We start from the raw sequence: 17,789 nt of genomic DNA, 5'->3' as shown, positions 1-17,789 counted from the left end.
ACACCACCCTACCTAGCTTTAGTTACATGAGCTCTTTTAACCGTTTCATTACCGAATGAACTGTTAATCTGTGAAACGAAATGAGTTCTCCCTTGAATACAACTGAAAAGATACCATATGGCGTTGGAGAGGTCTCCATGAGTTCTTCTCTGTTATTAAAATCAATTATGGTAATCTCTAAACCTAATTTATCTGCAGCTGCCATGATGTTTTCAGTCGCAACCTCTACATATGGACACTGAAAGGATCGTAGTATAGTAAGACCCTCGAATCTAACTAGCCTTTCTTCCCAATTTGTTGGGAAGGATGGTAGTGGTTTGCTATGATCAAACTGATAAACGAGTAACTCAAAATGAAAAGGTGCTGTATCAACTAATGTAAAATCGTTCTTAAAAAAAATATCCTTACTAGGTGTCCAGGATGTTCTAGGATTTGTCACCACTACGACACCTTGCTTGCCTTTTCTTCTTGCATCTTGAAGACATTTCGTAATTAATTTGGTTCCATATCCTCTTCCCGTTTCACTTACCCAAAGACAATGGATGACCAAATATTCCTCAGCATGAACGACTCTAGAGGAATACTCTGCCTCCGTGTATTCAATAAATCCTACTTGTTTGTCACCTTCCATTAATTGTATGTACTTTAAACCTTCTTCAAATCTCTGATGTAACCACTTATTTTTTTTGATATATCCCCCCGATTTCTTTTTGCTCCTGAGACAAAAGCTCCCTATCCCTTCGAGAATTTCAGTATCAAGCTCTACCAATTTTACATCCACAAAGCAGCCCCCCCTTTTTCTATATAACTACTTTCGCAACTAGTTAACCTTTATACAACTTTTAATACGTATATTTTACCATTTTCCTCCAATAAGAGTGATAGTAACTTACCCTTCCCTAACAAGTAAACGACCTTTATTCTCGGCGACATCCAGATTAATCTCTTCTCCACTCTTCAAATGGATTGTAATCATTTCTTCATGATTCTTTTCATCAATATAAATAAAGACATAGTCTCCTTCTTCGATTGAAACAAAGCCTTCTTGCTCTCCTTGTTGAAGTTCAAGCAAACCATAACCTCCACTTGAGTATGTAAATAAAGCAATTGTTGGTGCTTCATCAATGCTTAATGCAAATGCTGTTAGTTCACCTTCCATCCATTCATCTTTCTTAGTTATATGGGAAAGTTTTTTATCTAACGTATAAGTTTCACCGTAGATATATTTGATTTCCTGCCACAAATCATGCTGCCTTGGATAGTCTTGATTGGTCCAAGTGCCAATTTGCTTCACTTTCCCCTCTTTATCTACCCGAAAGGTTACCCCCACTGTGGGTGTCTCGATATCATTAATATCAAACTGACCGACTGTATATCCTTCTTCATACTGTTCAGGTACAACCGTAAACTCTCTATCCCGATAGTTGTTATTTAAATAGTCGATAACTAGGTCATATCGTTCCTCATGCTCGTTTTCTTTCAGAGTAGGATAGTACACGTAGAATCCCAGATAGCTAATGACAAGCACACCCGTCACAGCAAGTGCCCACCTTTTTCGTCTTCTTAACTGAAACCACAACAGTAATATCACTGCTAATATAGTGAACCCAATAAGAAAGAAGTATCTTTTTTCAACACGCCTCAACTACATTCCTCCTTTCAAAATCATTGCGTCACATTTTCAAATATGATAATTACTAATTCTACGTATCATTCAAAAAACCTGTTAGGATTAGTCCCTATTAATTGGGATCTTTTATAATTAAAATCGATTGACCTGCCATAACACTATTATGACTTACTTTTATGTAGAATTGGTATAAGGGCAATCTATAAACACTACATATTCTTGGACTTTTGGGTTAACCTGGTTAAAGCCGTATTATATACCAAGTTATCACCTCAATCTTTGATGAAATTGGAATCTCCCCACAAACTTCCCATAAAAAAATCGATGCTCCAAACAGAGCATCGATTCCGGTTCCATAATTCTTTTATAACTTTCTATCAATTTCTTCCTTAACCGGGCTTGCGCTTAGGCATTCAACTAAGAGATAGCTACCGTCGCTAGGATTTTGTTTTGTTGCGTTCATTGCATCCAAGTCATTAAAATGCCACCATTCAGATGCTAACGGGGTAAGACCCGCACCCGTTAGATACGATTGAAGTATAATAGCAGACTCATTCATTGTTTCCGCTAATTCGGCCTCTTTCCAAGCTGTAGGAGAAGATGATGGAACTGGTGTAGTAAACGTAATAGATGCCAAACTTAGTTCGTGTATAGGCGTTGGCATTGTATACTCTGTGTAATCGGTTATTTCAATAGCGAAATAGTCACCAATCGCTATGTCTTCCTTTGAATCGACTTTAGCAAGACTTACATCTATTGCATATCCCATTTGATGATTAGAGACATTTCTTGCAATAAACCACCCAGTGCTCCAAGGATATGTGTTGATACCAGCCATCACAGCCATATCGTCGTTTGCTAAGGTAGTCAAGGCATCCACGACTGCTTGTTGAACAGAATATGGTCGATATCCTTCGTAGATAATTAATGAGTCGCCGTTAGCCAATGCCTCTTTCTGAGCAAGAGATATCTTTTTTGACATAGAATATAGGACTGGTACGATAAATTCTTCTTTTCCAAGTCTCTCATTAAAGGTTCTTCCTTCATACAAAGCCTGATCGGTGATTGCCGGAATCACTTTACCAGATGACACAAATTTGGAAGCATACGTATTGCTACTATCATAAATGATAGACGGGATAACATCAGGAAGATTAATTAAGCAATACGTGCTATCAACCCATCCTTCTGAAAAATCATTTTGAACAAACCACCATTTCCCTTCTTCTTCTATTATTTGAAAGCCTGTGCCAGCTTCTAGTATTTCAATAGTTTCAGAGTTAGAATTTGGTGAAGTTTTTACATTTAATTTTACAGATGCATATCCCGTAGCACCATAAACAGGCAACTCCAATTCCCCTTCATAATGAATTGGAGCAGGAATTGGATTTAATTCTTGTAATGGATCCTGCTCCTTAATGGTAGCCATTGTCTCTTCAGTCTCGACTACTTCTTCAACCTTTGATTGATTTTCAGAATGAGAACAAGCTGTTAGAATCAGTACAAACGATATAAATACAAACATATTTATTTTACTTATTTTCGGCATAGTACCTCCGCTAGGCAAAAATAATGTATTTGATAATATAAAGAATGATTAAATGTACGGGATAAAAAACATAGAATCCCCATTTTAACAAGTTTGATTTTCTACCACGTCTACCTTTGTACATGACTAACAAAGGGATCGCCAAGAAAACTCCAATTTGATACGCATGGTGTAGACCCATATTTAGAATAGTCGGTATGAAATGAACAAAAATTCCTATTAATACAAAGCTGATAATTTGTTTTTTTACTTGTCCTCGGTATATTCCAAAAAATAAGATCCATAACACAGCCACGTAATTCCAATCTGCAGGATACGCAAGCATACAACATAAAAATACAAGACCCAGCTTCGTCAAGAGAGGAAACCTTTCATTTTTTGCAATTGTCAAAGCGATTAATCCTAACGCTAACCCCCATATAACACTTGTCGTTTTCCACCATGGTAACTTAAAGTATAATACATATGGAAAATGAGAGATAGCTGCAAATATAACCAGTCTTTCGATATACTTTTTAACATTTGATGTGTAAAAATACCCCATCGCGATTAAATAACAAAAAATAGGTGCAGCAAGCCTACCAGGTGTACGTAATATCAGCTCTGCTACTGTCTCTTGAGGGACAAAACCAGCAAACAGATGATCAAAAAACATGGCTATAATCGCTATATACTTTAATGCATTTGAAGACAAATCCTTCTGAGCAGTCATATTCTGCATTCAATCCCTCACCTTTTGGAGACAGGTTCCTGAAAGGAGATCCTTCTCTAACGACTAATATTATAAAACTCATTTTATATTTTCGTTTAAATACGAGATAATATACAAGGAACTATAACCTCACTTATATACGGATGCAAAAAAACAAGGTTAGTCTTGATATACAAGACAAACCTTGTTGAAATGCTATCCTTTTTTCAATAACTTGTTACCCTTCGTCAGGTCTGTATTCTAAAAGATCTCCAGGCTGGCACTCTAATGCTTTACAAATCCCCTCTAAAGTGGATAATCGAATTGCCTTTGCCTTGCCATTTTTTAATATAGAAAGGTTCGCCATCGTGATTCCAACCCTTTCCGAAAGTTCGGTTACACTCATTTTTCGTTTCGCCAACATTACATCAACATTTATTATAATCGCCATGTTTTCACCTCAGACTGTTAGATCATTTTCTGATTTTATGTTAATCGCATCTTGTAAAAGTTTTTGGAGAACAGCGGCGAATACTGCAATTACCAACCCAGCAAACACTGGAACCATTCCAATAATGATGAGACCTGGTGCATCGTCTAGCTCTGCTAAGAAAAATACAAATGGCAAAATTACCACATACAAACCACTAAATGCTATTGCACTGTATTTGATAACCTTAAGAGCTTTGACAGACATTTGCGAGAAGGCTTGGTTTTTGTCAATATAGCTTAAAAGTTTATACGCTTGATACAAGGCAATGAAAAACGGTATTACTGAAAGATACATTCCTGTTACAATCGGATAGAGGATTTGGTCATAATCTGGGTTGGCTGGATTATTCACCAAATAATATAGACCGAATATACCCATAGCAAGAACGGGAAGTCCCATTAGAAAAACCGTTATTTTTAAAAATAAAGTAGACCCTATTTTCATGTAAAGCACCTCATTTATTTAATTTCTCTCTGATTATAATTCTATATTTATCGTTTGTCAATAAACTATTGCTGAAACTTATGATATTATTGTTGTTAAAATATCTCAAACACAACAAAAGACGTGCAAAAATTCACACGTCTCTTTACATACTTTATTATAATGCATAGCAATGATTAAGTGGTCCGCTTCCTTTTCCAAGGTCAAGGTTTGCTTCTAGGGCACCTGTTATATAGCGTTTCGCCCCATCTATACTTGTTCCTATATCTAATCCTTTTGCTAAGTTACAAGCGATTGCCGAAGAGAGCGTACAACCTGTGCCATGAGTATTAGGATTGTTAATTCGTGCTCCTGGGAACCACGTATATTCCCCTTTAGTATATAACAGATCATCCGCTGTTTCTTGAAGATGACCCCCTTTTATTAAAATAGCACCTTTGTACGTTTCTGCCAATTTGACTGCTGCCTTTTGCATATCTTCCTTTGTAAGAATCTCAAATCCACAAAGTGCTTCAGCTTCATGAAGATTTGGTGTAATGATTGTGGCTAATGGAAATAAACTTGTTATTAGTGCATCCATTGCTGATTCACTTAACAACCTGCTTCCACTTGTCGAAATCATAACTGGATCTACTACTATATTCATAGGTTTATATTCTTCTAGCTTTTCCACAATCTTGTGTATAATTTTAGGAGAAGAAACCATTCCAATTTTCACACTATCAGGAAAGATATCTGTCATAATGCTATCAAGCTGCTGGCCTACAAATTCGGGTGTAGAGTCAACAACACCGAATACTCCCGTTGTGTTTTGTGCAGTTAGAGCTGTAATTGCACTCATTGCGTACATTTTATGTGCGGTGATTGTTTTGATGTCGGCTTGAATACCTGCTCCTCCACTACAATCAGAGCCAGCAATTGTAAGTACCTTTTTCATAAAATACTACTCCCCACTCTTATTTTTGGTTGACCATTTTTGTTGCAAGAGTTCGTAATTCTTGGGTTGCTTCAACAATATTTGTCTTTGCAAAAATGGCAGACACAACCGCAACCCCATCAACTCCACTTCCCATTAACTCCAAAATATTGGATTCATTTATTCCGCCAATTGCAACAATTGGAATTGATACGCTTCTACATATTTCTTGTACCGTTTCAAACGTCATCGGTTTTGCGTCTTGCTTAGTGCTTGTTGGAAATACTGACCCAATTCCCAAATAATCTGCACCAGCCTTCTCAGCAGCAATAGCTTGTTCCACGTTCTGTGCAGACACACCAAGAATTTTTCCAGGCCCAATCATGTCTCTCACCTTTTCAACTGGCAAGTCCTCTTGTCCAACATGAACTCCATCGGCTTCGCATGCAAGTGCAATCTCGACATTGTCATTAATAACAAAAGGAACCTTATAGGAGTCTGTAAGTTCTTTTATTTGCTTTGCTTCCTGTAAAAATATGTTGAAATCCAGACTTTTTTCCCTAAGTTGGACAAATGTCACTCCACCTTTTAGGGCTTCTTCCACCTGTTCAACTAGTGTTTGTTTTCCTGTCCATGCACGGTCTGTTACCGCATATAAAAGCATCGTTTCTTTACTTACTTTCAATGTTCATTCCACCTTCTAATGTTGGATAATCTAGCATGCTCATGTAATCAATCAAATAGGTTCGGAACGATGAGGTTCCTCCATTGGTCTCTTCCACATTCTTATAGGCCTGCTCACCGCAATATCCAAAAGCACTCACTGCAAGTACGGTACTATGTAAAATTTCACTAGGATTAGCCCCACAATATGCACCAATCACAGATGTGAGCATGCAACCAGAACCTGTAATTTTAGCCATCATGGGGTGACCATTTCTGATAATAAAAGCTTCTTCTGCATTTGCAACAATATCAATCGCACCAGTTATTGCAACAACCGCTCCAGTTTGCTTACTTACTTGTTTTGCAAATTGAATGTCGCCCTCTAGATTGTTTTCGGTGATTACATCCTCTTCAGCAGCGTCTACGCCTTTGGTATTCCCGCTACCCTGATGGACTGTTTTTATTTCAGACATATTCCCTCTAATCACAGAGAATTGAACCTCGTGTAATAAGCGGTAAGCAGTATTCGTCCGCAATGTTGAGGCACCTGCACCTACTGGATCCAAAATAACAGGACGTCCTAGTTTGTTTGCAGCTTTTCCTGCTAGAATCATAGATTCTATTGTTCGTTCATTTAACGTTCCAATATTAATGACTAAGCTGTTACAAATGCTTGTAATGTCTTCTACTTCCTTTGGATCGTCCGCCATAATTGGAGATCCCCCACAAGCCAACACCATATTTGCCACATCATTTACAGTTACATAGTTTGTAATATTATGTACAAGTGGGCAATTTTCTCTCACATTTACTAGGATTTGTTCAAACATTTCGATTCCTCCTGAATGATGAATACAAAAAAGCGGTATACCTAAAAAAGATATACCGCATGAATATACATACTTACTTACATTCCCTACGTTGGCATTATCCAAATCAGGTTAAAGGGTTAAAGCTACGTTTCGCTTACTCTCAGCCTGCATGTGCAAGCTCCCCTAACTTTATTCACTTTTAATGTAGTATAACATATTTCGCAATCATCCTGTTAGAAATAGCCTTGTTACTTTTTAAGAATTCCTAAGTATTCGGTCCATGGACCAACATCATCTCGATATCTTTCCGCCATCACCCGTACAATTTGCGAAATATGTGTTAAATCATGTACGACCCATGTTGATAACAATTCCCTTACCTTTACAATTCCAAAGGCTGGATGATACCCTGTCACCTCAAGGAATTCTTGAGTGTGAACAAGTTGCTTCAATTTAAGGATATTCTGTTTTCGAATCACTTTAAATTCAAGTAACTTTTCTTCAATTGAACGATTTTCTTTTTTCAAATGTGAGAAACGATCGAATGCAGGAAATGGCTTACCTTCACCTTCAGTTAGGATGAACTCTAATCGTGGTATCCAATTGTTCTTTTCACCCTCAATAAAATGCTCTATCACGTCTGAGGCATTCCACGTGCCTTCCCCTTCGTTACAAGTGAGCCACCCTGCTGATATTCCTGATAAAAAATGCTCCAAAGTTTGTGGTGTACGTTCCAACACTTCTATGGCCTCATATAGATTGAAATTCACAGACATCTCCTCCCGTTGATTTATATGTTTCTCTTATTTTGTAACATCTATTAAAAAATATATCCATACTCTTTTTACTAAAGTTTGTGACGTGATTAGTTGTCCTAATCTTTTCAGTTATGCATATAGATAAATTAAAGGAATTTGTGCTCAGGAAAAGGAGTTTGGTAACATTGAATAAATTCATGGTAGCCATTGGCATTCTTTCAATTATATTTGTGGTCGGTATTATGGAGGCAGACGATGTATACAGGTATAAGGATGAGATTGTTGTTTCTGATATGACCCCAAATGAAGAAGTTTCTGCCAATCCAGATGCTGAAAACGCGGTGGAAGAGTTAATTCCAACCTATGAAATGGAATTAGTAGATACGGAAGTAATTAATGGAAACAAAGTAGAAATCTATCGTGAATATGAAATCTATCGTAATGATGCAAACGAAGTGGTTAAAAAAGTACCTACCGACAATTACGAGTATTTGGAGTATTGGAGATAATGGAGCAAGACCCTGCTAACAGGGTCTTGCTCCATTTTCTTTGGGCTAATTTATATTTTTGTCATGACTTCTGGATAAATCTTGAACAAGTCCTAGTTTAAACTCCATTTATATCAAGACTTTTGGACATATACGGAAATACTCAGATGTTAAACTCCATATTACTTTTGACCATTGGATAAACCTCGATAACATCATACATTATCCTTTAACAACTCTCTACAAACCTAGTAAAAATACGCTTAGCCACTTCATTTCCGTTGACCGCCAGACACTCTGGATGCCATTGGACCCCTAACACAAAGGAATGTTCCTTACTCTCGATTGCCTCGATAATACCGTCGGAGGCAACACCTGACACTTCAAGTGGAAAAGGTACATGTCGGACTGCCTGATGATGGTACGTATTAACCCTAAATTTTGTCTCTCCCGAAATTGTGGCTAGTAGACTATTTTCTTTTACTTCTACATAATGGGCTAGATGATCCCTTGTAGCTTTTTGAGAATGCTGGAGCAATTGGCTGTCATGCTGTGTGTAAATATCCTGGTACATATCCCCGCCTAGTGCAATATTCAATATTTGAATTCCCCGACATATTGCAAGGATTGGCAAATCCTTTGTAAGCGTTTCTTGAATAATCGATAGTTCAAAACTATCTCTACCTGGGGAGATCGTTCCAAGCTTCGGATGAGGCTCCTCACCAAATAAGGTTGGGTCAATATCCCCTCCCCCTGTTACAAGGAGTCCATCAAGTTTTTCAACAATTTGAGCAACATCCTCATCAATCCCAATCGGTAAAATGACTGGAATTCCTCCAGCTTTAAGGATGGCTTGAATGTAATCATTGGACAGCGTATGTTTAAAATCTAGTTCAACATGTGAGGTAATGCCAATAATCGGTTTCGTCATGTTGTATTAACCTCCACAACGTCAATTTGGTAAGATAACTTTCATATAATCAGCTAGTGAAAATAATGTGCTTCCGTTACGGGTTATTGTTGTGTTTGCATGTAGCATTGATTGTAGAATTGCTTCCTCGGTTGCATCAGCCACAGCTAGAAAAGCATGGTCCATATCCTCTTCGTGAATGACTTTTAGAGAAAGCAATTCTCCTTTGTTTTCATGGCTAATTGTTGTTGCCGTTGAAAAGCCAATGAAAACATCCCCACTTCCATTTCCAATAAACGAACCTGTTCTGCTAAGTCCAACTGAAGCTCGTTTAATGATCCGTTTTAATTGACGAGAGGTGACCGGCAAATCGGTACCTACTAGTACCATAATTGAACCTTTGTCACCGTCTTGTTCCCTTACACCTAATTTCTCTTTAAGCATGGGTCCCACAAGATTTCCATTCAATCGAAACTGTTCCATTTCGCCAAAATTTGAGAGTACTAGTACCCCAAGAGTATAGGTACCATGTGGATAAGTAAGGACTCTTGAAGAAGAACCAATGCCACCTTTTAAACCAAAGCATTTCATCCCTGTCCCCGCACCTACACTGCCCTCCTCAAATGAAATATCTGCAGCCTCTAATGCCTCTCGAACATGTTCTTTTGTAATGGATCGTTTACGGATATTGTTTACATACATATCATTGCATTCACCAACAACTGCATTAACAGTCCCCGTGCTATCCCCGATTTCCTCGTTATGTTCAAGCATGTAATCAATTAGATGGCTAGCACACTCTCCTACACATAACGTATTGGTGAGCAGAATCGGTGTTTCAATTGTCCCAAGCTCTTCAATTTGAATGGTTCCCATCGTCTTTCCGAACCCATTCATAGCATATGAGGCACCCACAACTTTATTGTTAAAAATATTTCCCCCATGAGGAAAAATTGCCGTAACACCTGTTTGGATATCCCCATTATCTATCGTTGAATGACCTACTCTAACACCTTTTACATCTGTAATCTTATTTTGAGGTCCTGTAGGCAATGTACCAATTTGAATTCCATAATCTCGTAAACTCTTTTTCATGTTACATCCTTTCCAATTGTTTTTTTATTAGTATAGGCAGATATGAGAGAAAATACGAATACAAATGTTAGGTGGGGGTATGTACTTTACCAATTATTAGGAACCTGGTAATCTTAGGGAACCTGCAGCAATACCTATTAGTTGAAATTTTAAAAGATTCTATTAGAATAGAACTATATGTTGGACGAATTAGGAGGGGAAAGAATGAAAGCGTTTGTACACCACAAAATTGCTGGAATTGAAGGAACTGCTTATACAGAGATTGCTGAAAAAGAACCAAACCATGGTGAAGTAAAGATAAAACTGAAAAGTGCTGGTCTAAACCACCGTGATTTATTTGTTTTAGATAGACACAAAGACACAGATCCACCGCTGGTAATTGGTTCTGACGGGGCTGGTATTATTGAGGCTGTTGGTCCCGGTGTTGAGGATGTAAAAGTGGGAGATGAAGTTGTCATCAACCCCTCACTAGGCTGGAAAGAAAAGAGTGATGCTCCACCAGAGGGACATGAAATTCTTGGTTTACCGGACCATGGTACGTTCGCTGAAAAAGTTACGATTTCTGCAGAGAACATTGGTCCAAAACCAGCCCATTTAACATGGGATGAAGCCGGAGTACTATCCCTTGCTGCACTAACTGCCTACCGCGCCTTATTTACACGAGCAAACGTCAAAGCATCGGATACTGTTCTTTTACCTGGAGTAGGCAGTGGAGCGGTTACTTTCCTTTTACTCTTTGCAAAAGCGGTTGGGGCACGTGTGATTGTAACATCACGTTCAGAGGCTAAGCGTAAACAGGCCCTCGAATTAGGTGCGGATATCGCAATAGATAGCAATGGAGATTGGAATGAGGCACTGAATGGAGAAAAAGCTGATATTGTCATCGAAACGGTTGGGGCTGCAACATTCCAAAAATCCCTTGGCCAACTACGTAAAGGTGGCAAAATGGTGACCTTCGGCGCGTCTGCTGGGGATGTTGTGGAATTAAATCTCCGCGAGTTCTTCTATGGACAATTCACATTACTCGGCTCCACTATGGGCAGTACGGAAGAATTTAATGAGATGCTTCAATTTTTGAATGAGCATAAAATTAAACCAGTCCTAGACAAGGTATTTGCACTAAGTGAAGTTGAGAATGCATTGAAACGCATGGATGAAGCTGAACAATTTGGAAAAATAGCAATAAAAATTCAAGACTAAGAACAAAAGCGCAAGCGCCTTGATCAGCCCCGACAAGCATAAGACGAGACGGTGAGAAGGTTGCTCTTTGACCTTCTTGACGGATTGGCTTATGACCTCGAGGGGCTAGGCGCTGGAGCTGGATGTAGATAAACTCATTTACAACTTGTCTACAAGGTTGATTTTTATAATTTCCTAAACAAGAACAAAAGCGCAAGCGCCTCGAAAGTGAACGTCCACTAAAGACTGCCACGTCCTGTGGCAAACGCGGACGCCAGCACTTCGGAGTGCAAGTCCGACAAGGGCACCTCGAGGGGCTTGGCGCTGGAACTAGATGTCGAAATAAATATTCACAGTTCAAAAATTTTATAATTTCCTAAACAAGAAGCTTAACAAGGTTCGTTTTGCTATAGAAGACGAACCTTGCTCTATTATATATAGAGTTAGTATTAGATCATCACTTCTTCAATAATGGAATGACCCTCCGTTCTCTCATCATCAAGCCATTGCCAGTTTTCGTGTAGTCTTATTCGACCATCGGCCAATATTTCAGGTGTAGAAGAACATTTTCCACCTCTTATTTCATTTTTACTATTTACATGATTATATCGAAATTCTAAACTTCCTTCTTCCTTCACCATTCCAATTATCGTACCTTTTACAATTTCACCTCCGCTGTATGTTGCAAAAAGGATATTTCCTTCTTGGCTATATGTAAAATAGGTTTTATCGGAAACCTCTCCGTTTGAACTGTTTTCAGTAGATACAAAAGTCTTATTATTATAATTAATCACACTACACACCCCATCTTTTGAATGTTGAGTAAATCATACCTTATTTTTGTGAGGTACGGTACTAGTAATCTATACGATTATACATACTTTTTCTAAGCTGCTTCTCCCGTAAAAAATTCTTACAGTAGGAAAAGTAGCATATTAAAATTGGATATTTATGTTAAAATAATTGTGTTGTCTACTAACATATATTCAAGCTTGAGGAGGGAATTATGGGATATATTGAGGACTTACGAAGTGTTGTTGGCAATCAGCCTCTCATATTAGTTGGAGTTGCAGTCGCTGTTTTGAATGAAAATGGCGAGATTTTATTACAAAAACGTCGAGATGGAATATGGGGTGTTCCAGGTGGATTTCTTGAATTAGGTGAATCGACCGAGGAAGCTGGTAGAAGAGAAGTCTTAGAGGAAACCGGAATTGAGATTGGTAAACTTGACTTGGTGGGTGTTTATTCAGGGAAGCAACATTTTGTAACTTTACCAAATGGAGATCAATTCTATCCCGTGACAATTGCTTATGTTTCTAACGAAATTAAAGGTGGAATCCTAGAGGCTGATGGTTTAGAATCGACTGAGGCGAAATTTTTCAATGTAAATGAATTACCAGAAAAACTTAATCCTTTACTAAAAAAGCTTATTACACAATATTCACTGTCGTTTAATAGATAGACAATGTAATCGTAAATTTTCAAAACAAGGAGGGGTTTGAAACCTATTTTCTAATTAATACCCGGTCCAGGAGAAAGCTCTAATCACAATTCAGAATTTTATACCACACCACGGTTATTCTTTTATTTTTCTCACCGCAGTCTTTACATTCTTTCACATTACGCCAAAATAGATTATACTTGATTAACTGTTCCATTAAAAAAAGGAGGAATTTCCTATGACCGAAAATAATCAAACTGAAGCACCGAAAAAGAAAATCAGCCTGCAAGAAGCTATGAAACAACAGCTTGAAAACAAAAAGAACAAAGCAGCTGCTGGAAAAGGAGTAACGAATGGGGACCTTTCAACGAAAAAGTTGAAGAGTCAGCAAACGAAAAAACCAAGCAATACTCGCAGAAAAATGGGTGTTTAATTTACCTCGAGCAATATAAAAAAGGATGGAGACCAATGTCCCATCCTTTTCATTATATCTGAATTATTGGATATCGTCTGCTGCAATTTCCCATACAAGCTTGTTAGGGTTAGTTCTTCCACCTAATTCAATTGTGTAAGTTTCTGAGTTCCTTGTATCAAAAATAATTTTGCCAGTGACTGAATCACCTTCATTTACCTCACCATTAATTTGACTACCAAAACTGAATGATTTATCAAAACCTACATTATTCCAGTTGATCGTATCATCTATATATATTTTAAATCCCAAAATATCTTGTACATTTACAGCCTTTGAAGCCTTACTTGTTACAGTAATATCTGCGACAATGTAGGATCCTCGTAGAGATGCCTCAGACCCATCACCCGTTTCAGTCTTAACCTCGTTCATTACAACCTCAAAATCACCTGAATCAGTCTTAAAAAGACCCGTTTCACCTATTGTTAAATTTCCGTCTTCACTTACATCGCTTCCTGTTTCTGAAGATCCTCCACAAGCACTTACCACCATCACCAAGAAAACAAGTACAAACAAGAAACTAAACTTTTTCATTTCATCAACCCCCATCTATTTTTATAAAAATAAAACTACCAAGATTATTTTTTTCTAATGTTTTGGAAATCTAGATGTAAATATTTGAGAATATTTCGAAAACTAAAAGCGCAATTTTACCCTGATTATATTCCTCCCCACTAGATTTATTTATAAAGATTCGACAATCATTACCATAATACCTTCAGATAATGATAAATATTACTAGTTTTATATGAAAATTTTAAATATTTTTAATTCTAAATAAAAATACTTTTATAAAATGAATGTTTATTTCTTTTTTTATACCTGGATTTGAATAAGCTGCCAATAGACAGCTTAAATTTTAAGTTTATCCAGTGTATTACTATTACTTCTATTATTCTGACAGTTGAACTAGTTGGTGATTACTCATTATTAGTAAACACAGTCATCAGTTCAATGCAAAGTATTCACCTAGTCTTCTTTTCATTTGTTGCTTGTTTTCGGCAAATTGTTTATGGCGATGCCCATTGCCTCCTGATGGATGTGGGAACCCATGAAGAATGGATTCAGACGACAGATAACCAGCTTCTGCAAGATGATTCACCACTGCTGACACATTTACACCTAACGGGATAATAAGCGGTTGTTTCTTAAGACATTCCACTTCTTTTGCAAACCCCTCCATAATGTAATGCATTAACATAGTAGACCGTAGCATTTTCGGAGTTGACCCGCTGTAGTTTTTCCCCTTATAAAACACTGGATAACGAATCACGGAAGCCGTCTGCACGAGATGACTTGCAGTTGAAAATAGCTCTGATGTTGAATCTATGTTTAGATATGTATGTAACTCAAGCTCATCAAGCATATGTATTAAGTTTTTCCTCATAGGGCCCTCAAAACTAGAGTTCTTCTTTACCTCATGTAACAACTCTTCATCACTAAGTTGATAATTAATGGGATCAAGTATTGTGGAATAAGATTTCTTCATTTGGTAGAGTCCTGGAGTAATTCCTACAATCAGTACTTTTGCATCATCATTTACGTATTCAAATGGCGCATAGTAAATCTCAAGACTTTTTGACTCGTCCTTGTCCAACAAAAACGTGTCACTTTTAAGATCTTGTTCTCCATACTCCAATGGTAATGCCAGGATTTTATTTTTAAACGTATTGAACTTCGAATTTGGACCAATTGCCATTGTCACTCCTCCTAATCTCTATATGAAAAGCATACCAATTCTGGTATGCTTCCTTACGCAACGACATCTCGTTCATTTTTATATTTTTCATATTGTTTTTCAGTCATTATTGTTTTTAACATTTGAACAACATTCCAAACATCTTCAAAGGAATTGTACAGTGCAACTGGTGCGAGTCGAATCATATTAGGTGCACGGAAATCTGGAATCACACCATTATGTTTCAATGCTTTACAAATTCTCGCTGCTTCCTTATGCTCCAAACCAACATGCCCACCTCTTTGGGTATCATCACGTGGAGAACCAATTATAAATCCCATTCCTACTAACTCGAGGTCAACTAATTCAATTAAAAACCTAGTCATTGAAAGAGATTTCTCACGAATATTCTCAATTCCTGCCTCTGCAAACATGTCAAGTGATCCAAGTAAAGGTGCTAGACTTATTACATGCGGTGTTCCGATTTGAAAGGCACCCGCATTTGTTGCCGGTGTAAATGTATGCTCCATATCAAATTGTTTTTCTTTATTGGAACCGAACCATCCTGCTAATCCAGGTAATACACCAAAATGCTTACGGTTTACATAGAGTCCGGCAACACCACCAGGTCCCCCGTTAAGGTGCTTGTAATTGCACCAAAAAGCAAAATCGACATCCCACTCACTAAATGAATGTGGGATTGCCCCGACTGAGTGGCAGGCATCAAATCCTATTAAAATGCCCCGCTTATGTGCTTCGGAGGTCAGTCTCTTCATATCTACTATTTGACCACTTCGATACAAAATGGACGGCAATACCACAAGTGCTACCTCATCTGTCATCGCCTCAATTATATCTTCCTCTACCAAATAGCGACCGTCCCGACTTTTTACCCGTACAAGATGTTCATCAGGGTCAAGTCCATGAATTCGCAGTTGGCTTTGTAAGGCATAAATATCAGATGGAAAATTCAATTCATCTGCTACAATCTTTGTTCTCTTCCCTTTTGGTTGATAAAACGTTGCCACCAATTGGTGTAAATTAACTGTTGTCGAGCCAGTAACTATTACTTCCTCACGTGAAGCCCCTACTAATGGCGCAAGTACTTCACTTGCTTTCTCTGACATATAAAACCAAGGCTGTCTTCCTTGCGTCCAGCCATCAATCCCATGTTCCTTCCAGTCTGCAATTGAATCGAGCAGTGATTGTTCTGCTCGTTTTGATAATAGTCCCAATGAGTTTCCATCCATATAGATTGTATTAGGTTTGAGATAGAACTCATCCCGAAACGTAGCTAAAGGATCTTCACCATCAACTTTTCTTGCATATGCTAAAAAGTCCATTACAAACACCACCTTTTAGAAAAAGTCATACATAAATCCAGGTTGATTTGGGATCATTTGTTCAAATCTTAGTACGTTAGCTTCATTCCCCGTAATCATACCTGCCTCATATAATTCAGTCGGCCGTTGGTGCCCAAAAAGTGCCGTTGACAATGCATTAATAGAAAGTATAAGAGACTCATCACTTTCTTCACTAATAGAAACACTTCCATTTTCAATAACAAAGGTCTTTTCATTCCATTCTGCATAAGGATCGGTTATCTGAAGCTTCAAGCTTTCGTTACTAACAAATTTGTAATCTTGTAAAAATGACTCTACATCAACAATTCGAACCATAAAATAGGTGGAAACCTCACGTTTAACCGTCTTTTGTTTCTTTAGAGCGAAGAACAAAGGCTCTCTCTCATACGAACTAATTTCTACTTCCGTAATCATGGAGTCATGTTGGCAGATAAAGTTCCATAAACCTTGACGGGCTTCAAATGATAAAGCCACTAGCTCCTCAACTACCATCTTATTTTCTTTTATTTCATAAAGTAAATACCCTAGTGGTTTTTTGGAAGAATCATAATAAACTGCTATCGTAAGATCATCTATAACATTTTTCCACCACTCATGATCACGTACAAGCATGCCAGAAAATTTTGTGGCATATTGTATATAAAGTTGTTGAAGTTCTTCCAAATCAACATTCTCAAAAAGATAACGTTTCACTTCTCCCTCAACAGGTTCAAGCATAAGCAAGTCACTGCCCTGTTGAATTGTTTTTAAGCGATTACTATATAGCTCCCACCCAAATTTTCTATAGAAAGACACATCAAAAGGGTGTAGCATAGAAACATTCATGCCCTGTGATTTCATATTTTCTAAGACATGTATAAGCATTTCTTTTACATAGCCTTTTCTTCGGTACTCTGGATATGTCGCAACACCCGCAATTCCACCCATCTTATATGTCTGATTCCCTATGTATGTAGTAAGAGGAATCAAATGTAGTTTCGCTGCTAGGTTATCATTGTCAATAATTCCAAAAAGTTGATGCTTTTTTAGTGTTTTATATCGTTCCTCTATCTCATCCTTCGGTACCTTATACCGAAACGCATACTCTGATAATCGAATTGCCTCTAAAAAACGTTCATCCGTTACTCTTTTTACTACCATCTTCAACACCCCAACCTATCAAATATGAAAAAAATGAATCATCCTAAATCGGGTGGATGTACC

General features: G+C 37.7%; 21 protein-coding genes and 1 riboswitch. Of the genes, 4 read left to right on the top strand and 17 right to left on the bottom strand.

The window, feature by feature from the left end; genetic code table 11:
• Positions 1–22: 22 nt before the first annotated feature.
• The 10 genes from ACWNMY_RS18140 to ACWNMY_RS18095 form a co-directional block, all read right to left on the bottom strand.
• Positions 23–781, bottom strand: a complete 759-nt coding sequence (locus ACWNMY_RS18140) for a GNAT family N-acetyltransferase (protein WP_449539659.1) — start codon at positions 779–781, stop codon at positions 23–25.
• A gap of 108 nt (positions 782–889) precedes the next feature.
• On the bottom strand, positions 890–1,645 hold the full coding sequence (locus tag ACWNMY_RS18135; protein WP_449539658.1) for a tripartite tricarboxylate transporter TctB family protein: 756 nt from the start codon (positions 1,643–1,645) through the stop codon (positions 890–892).
• Between the two features lie 349 nt (positions 1,646–1,994).
• On the bottom strand, positions 1,995–3,179 hold the full coding sequence (locus ACWNMY_RS18130; RefSeq protein ID WP_449539657.1) for a M15 family metallopeptidase: 1,185 nt from the start codon (positions 3,177–3,179) through the stop codon (positions 1,995–1,997).
• 10 nt (positions 3,180–3,189) lie between these two features.
• Positions 3,190–3,900, bottom strand: coding sequence for a TraX family protein (locus tag ACWNMY_RS18125; protein WP_449539656.1), 711 nt, complete (start codon positions 3,898–3,900; stop codon positions 3,190–3,192).
• A 208-nt stretch (positions 3,901–4,108) separates the two neighbouring features.
• Positions 4,109–4,321, bottom strand: coding sequence for a helix-turn-helix domain-containing protein (locus ACWNMY_RS18120; protein ID WP_449539655.1), 213 nt, complete (start codon positions 4,319–4,321; stop codon positions 4,109–4,111).
• A 9-nt stretch (positions 4,322–4,330) separates the two neighbouring features.
• Entirely contained in the window at positions 4,331–4,807 is a 477-nt protein-coding gene (locus tag ACWNMY_RS18115; protein WP_449539654.1) for a DUF2975 domain-containing protein, read from the bottom strand.
• A gap of 157 nt (positions 4,808–4,964) precedes the next feature.
• Positions 4,965–5,744, bottom strand: coding sequence for a bifunctional hydroxymethylpyrimidine kinase/phosphomethylpyrimidine kinase (thiD, locus tag ACWNMY_RS18110; RefSeq protein WP_449539653.1), 780 nt, complete (start codon positions 5,742–5,744; stop codon positions 4,965–4,967).
• A 19-nt stretch (positions 5,745–5,763) separates the two neighbouring features.
• Positions 5,764–6,408, bottom strand: coding sequence for a thiamine phosphate synthase (thiE, locus tag ACWNMY_RS18105; protein ID WP_449539652.1), 645 nt, complete (start codon positions 6,406–6,408; stop codon positions 5,764–5,766).
• Positions 6,395–7,219 carry a hydroxyethylthiazole kinase gene (thiM, locus tag ACWNMY_RS18100; RefSeq protein ID WP_449539651.1) on the bottom strand — a complete coding sequence of 275 codons (825 nt, stop codon included), beginning with the start codon at positions 7,217–7,219 and terminating at the stop codon, positions 6,395–6,397. The genes thiE and thiM overlap by 14 nt, the downstream gene beginning before the upstream one ends.
• Positions 7,220–7,285: 66 nt before the next feature.
• Positions 7,286–7,396, bottom strand: a riboswitch (TPP riboswitch).
• 53 nt (positions 7,397–7,449) lie between these two features.
• Positions 7,450–7,971: a DinB family protein gene (locus ACWNMY_RS18095; RefSeq protein WP_449539650.1), complete on the bottom strand. Its 522-nt coding sequence runs from the start codon at positions 7,969–7,971 to the stop codon at positions 7,450–7,452.
• Between the two features lie 173 nt (positions 7,972–8,144).
• Between ACWNMY_RS18095 and ACWNMY_RS18090 the strand changes: the two genes are divergently transcribed.
• Positions 8,145–8,468: a hypothetical protein gene (locus ACWNMY_RS18090; protein WP_449539649.1), complete on the top strand. Its 324-nt coding sequence runs from the start codon at positions 8,145–8,147 to the stop codon at positions 8,466–8,468.
• Between the two features lie 208 nt (positions 8,469–8,676).
• Here the strand turns inward: ACWNMY_RS18090 and ACWNMY_RS18085 are convergent, their stop codons facing one another.
• Positions 8,677–9,378 (bottom strand): gamma-glutamyl-gamma-aminobutyrate hydrolase family protein, encoded by a 702-nt coding sequence (locus ACWNMY_RS18085; protein ID WP_449539648.1) that lies wholly within the window; start codon positions 9,376–9,378, stop codon positions 8,677–8,679.
• A 21-nt stretch (positions 9,379–9,399) separates the two neighbouring features.
• Positions 9,400–10,452, bottom strand: coding sequence for a DmpA family aminopeptidase (locus ACWNMY_RS18080; protein ID WP_449539647.1), 1,053 nt, complete (start codon positions 10,450–10,452; stop codon positions 9,400–9,402).
• A gap of 204 nt (positions 10,453–10,656) precedes the next feature.
• Here ACWNMY_RS18080 and ACWNMY_RS18075 point away from each other — a divergent pair, with 204 nt between their 5' ends.
• Entirely contained in the window at positions 10,657–11,652 is a 996-nt protein-coding gene (locus ACWNMY_RS18075; RefSeq protein WP_449539646.1) for a zinc-binding dehydrogenase, read from the top strand.
• A 428-nt stretch (positions 11,653–12,080) separates the two neighbouring features.
• Here ACWNMY_RS18075 and ACWNMY_RS18070 read toward each other — a convergent pair whose 3' ends face one another.
• A complete protein-coding gene (locus ACWNMY_RS18070) occupies positions 12,081–12,425 on the bottom strand; it encodes a n-acetylglutamate synthase (RefSeq protein WP_449539645.1) in 345 nt (114 codons plus the stop codon).
• Between the two features lie 212 nt (positions 12,426–12,637).
• Between ACWNMY_RS18070 and ACWNMY_RS18065 the strand changes: the two genes are divergently transcribed.
• Both ACWNMY_RS18065 and ACWNMY_RS18060 read left to right on the top strand, forming a co-directional pair.
• Positions 12,638–13,093: an NUDIX hydrolase gene (locus ACWNMY_RS18065; protein WP_449539644.1), complete on the top strand. Its 456-nt coding sequence runs from the start codon at positions 12,638–12,640 to the stop codon at positions 13,091–13,093.
• 217 nt (positions 13,094–13,310) lie between these two features.
• Positions 13,311–13,505, top strand: a complete 195-nt coding sequence (locus tag ACWNMY_RS18060; RefSeq protein WP_449539643.1) for a hypothetical protein — start codon at positions 13,311–13,313, stop codon at positions 13,503–13,505.
• 63 nt (positions 13,506–13,568) lie between these two features.
• On the opposite strand, the gene ACWNMY_RS18055 is transcribed toward ACWNMY_RS18060, so the two are convergent.
• The 4 genes from ACWNMY_RS18055 to ACWNMY_RS18040 form a co-directional block, all read right to left on the bottom strand.
• The gene (locus ACWNMY_RS18055) at positions 13,569–14,078 is read right to left on the bottom strand and encodes a DUF4352 domain-containing protein (RefSeq protein ID WP_449539642.1); all 510 of its coding nucleotides are present in this window, start codon (positions 14,076–14,078) and stop codon (positions 13,569–13,571) included.
• A gap of 412 nt (positions 14,079–14,490) precedes the next feature.
• Positions 14,491–15,243 carry a hypothetical protein gene (locus tag ACWNMY_RS18050; protein ID WP_449539641.1) on the bottom strand — a complete coding sequence of 251 codons (753 nt, stop codon included), beginning with the start codon at positions 15,241–15,243 and terminating at the stop codon, positions 14,491–14,493.
• A gap of 53 nt (positions 15,244–15,296) precedes the next feature.
• Positions 15,297–16,565, bottom strand: coding sequence for a kynureninase (gene kynU / locus ACWNMY_RS18045; protein WP_449539640.1), 1,269 nt, complete (start codon positions 16,563–16,565; stop codon positions 15,297–15,299).
• A gap of 15 nt (positions 16,566–16,580) precedes the next feature.
• Positions 16,581–17,726 carry a GNAT family N-acetyltransferase gene (locus tag ACWNMY_RS18040; RefSeq protein WP_449539639.1) on the bottom strand — a complete coding sequence of 382 codons (1,146 nt, stop codon included), beginning with the start codon at positions 17,724–17,726 and terminating at the stop codon, positions 16,581–16,583.
• Positions 17,727–17,789: the final 63 nt, after the last annotated feature.

This window comes from Ferdinandcohnia sp. Marseille-Q9671, assembly GCF_976954385.1.
The sequence above is the reverse complement of the archived record's forward strand: the minus strand, read 5'-3'. Positions and strand labels throughout refer to the sequence as shown.

Bases quoted from the DNA above. Each gene is read 5' to 3' on its own strand.
- ACWNMY_RS18125 (WP_449539656.1), bottom strand. From the start codon at position 3,900: ATGCAGAATATGACTGCTCAGAAGGATTTGTCTTCAAATGCATTAAAG.
- ACWNMY_RS18075 (WP_449539646.1), top strand. From the start codon at position 10,657: ATGAAAGCGTTTGTACACCACAAAATTGCTGGAATTGAAGGAACTGCT.
- ACWNMY_RS18050 (WP_449539641.1), bottom strand. From the start codon at position 15,243: ATGGCAATTGGTCCAAATTCGAAGTTCAATACGTTTAAAAATAAAATC.
- ACWNMY_RS18040 (WP_449539639.1), bottom strand. From the start codon at position 17,726: ATGGTAGTAAAAAGAGTAACGGATGAACGTTTTTTAGAGGCAATTCGA.
- ACWNMY_RS18055 (WP_449539642.1), bottom strand. From the start codon at position 14,078: ATGAAAAAGTTTAGTTTCTTGTTTGTACTTGTTTTCTTGGTGATGGTG.
- thiM (WP_449539651.1), bottom strand. From the start codon at position 7,219: ATGTTTGAACAAATCCTAGTAAATGTGAGAGAAAATTGCCCACTTGTA.
- thiD (WP_449539653.1), bottom strand. From the start codon at position 5,744: ATGAAAAAGGTACTTACAATTGCTGGCTCTGATTGTAGTGGAGGAGCA.
- ACWNMY_RS18130 (WP_449539657.1), bottom strand. From the start codon at position 3,179: ATGCCGAAAATAAGTAAAATAAATATGTTTGTATTTATATCGTTTGTA.
- ACWNMY_RS18080 (WP_449539647.1), bottom strand. From the start codon at position 10,452: ATGAAAAAGAGTTTACGAGATTATGGAATTCAAATTGGTACATTGCCT.
- ACWNMY_RS18060 (WP_449539643.1), top strand. From the start codon at position 13,311: ATGACCGAAAATAATCAAACTGAAGCACCGAAAAAGAAAATCAGCCTG.
- ACWNMY_RS18120 (WP_449539655.1), bottom strand. From the start codon at position 4,321: ATGGCGATTATAATAAATGTTGATGTAATGTTGGCGAAACGAAAAATG.
- kynU (WP_449539640.1), bottom strand. From the start codon at position 16,565: ATGGACTTTTTAGCATATGCAAGAAAAGTTGATGGTGAAGATCCTTTA.
- ACWNMY_RS18115 (WP_449539654.1), bottom strand. From the start codon at position 4,807: ATGAAAATAGGGTCTACTTTATTTTTAAAAATAACGGTTTTTCTAATG.
- ACWNMY_RS18085 (WP_449539648.1), bottom strand. From the start codon at position 9,378: ATGACGAAACCGATTATTGGCATTACCTCACATGTTGAACTAGATTTT.
- ACWNMY_RS18065 (WP_449539644.1), top strand. From the start codon at position 12,638: ATGGGATATATTGAGGACTTACGAAGTGTTGTTGGCAATCAGCCTCTC.